Genomic DNA, 3,890 nt, shown 5'->3' on the forward strand with positions numbered 1-3,890 from the left:
GTCAGGACGCCGCAGATATAGGTTCTGTTCTAGTCTATTAAACTCAGCCTTAACTAACGAAGCGTTAGCCAAAGCTGGTTTTACTTGGCTAAACCTAATTCATCGCGAATATTTAAACAAGAATTAGGGTAATAAGAAAAGCCCAGAGTACTAGGTCTCTGGACTTTGGACGTAACCGCCGTATACGGTACCGTACGTACGGTGGTGTGAGAGGTCGCGATCCTAGGTATAACTATACAACCTAGGCCGGATCTACTAGATTTTAGAATAAATAATAGTTTTATATTAAATTATTTTAGATTAAAGGTATAACCTAAGAATACAGTACCAACTGAAGTATCACCTAGGTAGTCACTATTTAAATGAGTGTAACGTACACCTGTGTAAAGGCCGAATGGGAATTTAACACCTAACTCTACACCTGCTGATACGTCAGTATCCGCATAATTTCTAGTTGAAAATAGAGTTTTAGCTTCTACATTGCTACGACCATAGCCTAGATCTAATTCTAAGTATGGAGAAACTGAATTAAAACCAGTGTAGCTTAATAATGCAGAAGCGCTTAAGCGGTAGTTAGTGAAAGTTAGGCGGTTAAATAGATTATAATCATATTTTGCATAGGTGTAATTAAAACGAGGCCCTAATTTGAATTCAAATGAATTACCTTTATATGTAGGGAAATATGCTGCAAAATTTAATTCCGCACCATCAAGATCACTATTATCTGTTAGGAATGAGTAACCAAGATCAAGACGATATTCTAAACTTGATAATAATGATACGTTTTGATTAGCATTTGCAAAAGAGCTTGTAGATAATAAAGCTGTTGCTAAAAGTGTAGATACAAGTAATTTTTTCATAATCGGAATCGACCTTTCAGGAAAAGATAAGTATCTTGGTATTCACCTTTATAAGTATGGCATTTATATCTAAAGGTTGCAGGACCAAGAAATGAATCAATTTAAACTTATGAGACAAAAAAGCAATTAACTTAATATGAGACAGATAAGTAATGAGCTTAATTAGTTTAAATGTGGTATTAGTCACATTTTAACAATTGCCATACATAAAATAAATAGTAAAAGATCGAAAGAGAGCTATTTTCTGCTACTTAGTAATTAAGTTTATTTTTAGATAGATATTGGTAAATTATAATTTATCATTTGCAGTGCTTTATGGATAAATATCTCGCTATATTAGGCTTGAAAGAATGCAAAATTTTCGTTTTGTAATCTAAAAATTTTTATGCCTGTTGATTAAAGTGAAGATAAAAATTAGAAATCCTAATTTTACTGACAATACGAAAAAAGTGAAGACTTGCGTCCTCACTTTTTATTAAAATTTAACCATTTTCTTTGAGATGTTCAACCGCTAAGTGTGCTTCAGTTAAACGTTCTTCATTATTTAACTCTTTCAATACACCTTGGTTAATTAAGAAAATACGATCGGCTGTATCGAAGTATTGATCATCGTGGCTAATAGCAAATACCGTAACTCCACGCTCTTTGATCATTGGAAGAAGCTGTCTATAGAAAATATGACGGAAGTTTGGATCTTGATCAGCTGCCCATTCATCAAGGATCATAAAGCTACGACGTTCAGCAATAGAAACTAATAGAGCTAAACGTTTTCTTTGTCCTGTAGATAAAGAAGTGGTTGATAAGGTGCGATCAATGATTTGTACTTTATCTTCAATTTGTAGAATTTTTAACCATTCATCTAAAAGAGCATCTGCTTCTGGAGATTCGTCGGTCGCAATTTCATGGAAAAGATAGAAATCACTAAATACCGAAGTAATCATGCCGCGGTAGCTAGGTAATAATTCTGGAGTAATAGCTACATCATCTACGTAGATAGTTCCTTGATTAGGTTCAACTAAACCTGATAGTAGTAAAGAGAGAGTTGATTTACCAGAACCGTTTTTACCAATTAAAAAGTTTAATTCACCACGGTGGAGTGTAAAGTTAACTGGTTGTAAACCAAAGTTACCATCTTTATTTTTCCCATCTTTAGATTTAGGATAGGTATAGGTTACATTTTCGAAACGAATAGTTTGCCAATTTGGGTTTAATTGGTTTTGTGCACTAAACTCTTCTTGGTAATCAACAAACTCTAAATCTTGTAACTTATTACTCGAAATCATTCCTAAACTAGGATCAGGAATCGAAGCTACAGCTTGGAAGATAAAGTTACGTAGGAATAAAATTGTAACGGCAAAAGTTGTAGCAGTTTCAATGCTAGCTAATTTGAATTGAGCCGAAGCAAAGTAAATTACACCCACCAGTGCCAATACCATAATATCGCTAAAGTTATTACCTAAATAATGGTAAAAGTCTGTAATAACAATAGTTTTACGTGATTCGTCTGCGTGTTTAACTAAACGTCTATCATAGAAGTTTTTCGCGCGAATAGAGTTTAGTTTTAATTCACGATGACCGTCAAGTACGGCTTGATAGTCATCAGCAAGATAATCTTTAGTTTTTCTAAAACGCTCGTAGTTACGCACAACTTGTTTAACAATAAAGTGCATAACTAAGGTAATGGCTGCAAACCAGAAAATAGTAATTAATAAGAGTGAGTTAGAAAGACTACCTAGGTAAATACAACCACAGATCATTAACACTATACCTTGAATAATTTCAGGTAAGTGCATGAAAATACGCGTAATATTATCAATATCCGAGTTTAAGCTAGCAAGGATTTTAGCTTTACCTTGAATTTTAACTTGTTGGTAATTAGTATCGATAATTTGTTTAATGATTTGCTTACGTAAGCGGAATACTAATAAATGACCAAACCCTGCAATAGCTAATTGTACTGCCGTTTGTAGAGCAATAAATACTAGTAATAGAGCTAAGAAGATTAAAAGCGTATTTAAAGAAATACTTGTTGCTGCTAGTAATTTTTGACTTAAATAAGTTAGTAGGGATACGCTTGCTACACCGTTTAAAATTGAACAGATAATTATAAAGATAAGCGACCACTTAAAGGTTCGAGCATAATGAATTAAAATTTTCATACTAATTAAAAAATATAAGAGACCTTTACCTTTTGTAAAGGTCGTAGTAGTAATTTGTAAAATTGTTTCTTAAAAATCTAGGCGTTTAACATTACGGCTTAAGCGTGAGTGATAGTATCTTAAACGGTTATCTTTGATAACCACTAATTTCTTTTCACCTTTTTGTGCCGTGATGTTTTGTACAGTGCGTTTTCGATTTAAGCGAATGATACGGCTTTTTACCATTACCATTCGTCTTAATGAACGAAATGATTTTTTCTTAATTTTACGCATACGTACCTCCAAAAACTACTAAACTCTAGCATCACTGCTATAGTTTGGCAGTAGGTAAAATATTGAGCTAAATAGAATATCAATATAAATCTAAGTTTTAGCATTTCATAATCAGGTCTTACGGCTTAAGAACTTTTAGTTCGTACTTTTTCTCTATAGAATAAAATTCTTGTTTAGAGATAGCTTATGCGGTAGACACTTATTAGTTTTACTAAGTTTAAATTTCTGATACTGCCTTATATTTTTTACCTGTTGGGAGAGTAAAAATTATAAATAAAGTATTAAATCCCAAGTGCTTACATTCTTACGAAGCAAAACTAAAATCATTTAGTAAACTAGGTATTTACATTGAACCAAAGATCGTTACTACTACAATCCTAAGCTTATAAAATGTAAATTTAAGTTGGGTAATAAATTTTAAAACAATGTTGCTTAGTGGTGCCAACGATCATCATTAAAAACCCTTTATAGCTAAAGGGTAAAATAAAGTGCTAAGTGAGATTTATATAGAAAATAAGCTTATTTTATTAATCTATATAAATACCTCGCATTCTATTATCTTAGCATTTTTTTATATTTTATAACCTAGATTTCTAAT

At 32.2% G+C, this 3,890-nt stretch carries 3 protein-coding genes; all 3 read right to left on the reverse strand.

Annotation, left to right across the window (positions count from 1 at the left end; genetic code table 11):
- Window positions 1-290 precede the first annotated feature (290 nt).
- The 3 genes from CKF58_RS06670 to CKF58_RS06680 all read right to left on the reverse strand — a co-directional run bounded on the left by CKF58_RS06670 (window position 291) and on the right by CKF58_RS06680 (window position 3,292).
- A complete protein-coding gene (locus CKF58_RS06670; protein ID WP_119532218.1) occupies window positions 291-860 on the reverse strand; it encodes a hypothetical protein in 570 nt (189 codons plus the stop codon).
- Between the two features lie 482 nt (window positions 861-1,342).
- Window positions 1,343-3,019: a cyclic peptide export ABC transporter gene (locus tag CKF58_RS06675; protein WP_119532220.1), complete on the reverse strand. Its 1,677-nt coding sequence runs from the start codon at window positions 3,017-3,019 to the stop codon at window positions 1,343-1,345.
- 69 nt (window positions 3,020-3,088) lie between these two features.
- The gene (locus tag CKF58_RS06680; protein ID WP_119532222.1) at window positions 3,089-3,292 is read right to left on the reverse strand and encodes a hypothetical protein; all 204 of its coding nucleotides are present in this window, start codon (window positions 3,290-3,292) and stop codon (window positions 3,089-3,091) included.
- Window positions 3,293-3,890: the final 598 nt, after the last annotated feature.

Origin of the sequence: Psittacicella hinzii (assembly GCF_003585935.1) — a bacterium.
In the GTDB taxonomy this organism is placed as follows: Bacteria; Pseudomonadota; Gammaproteobacteria; order Enterobacterales; family Psittacicellaceae; genus Psittacicella; species Psittacicella hinzii.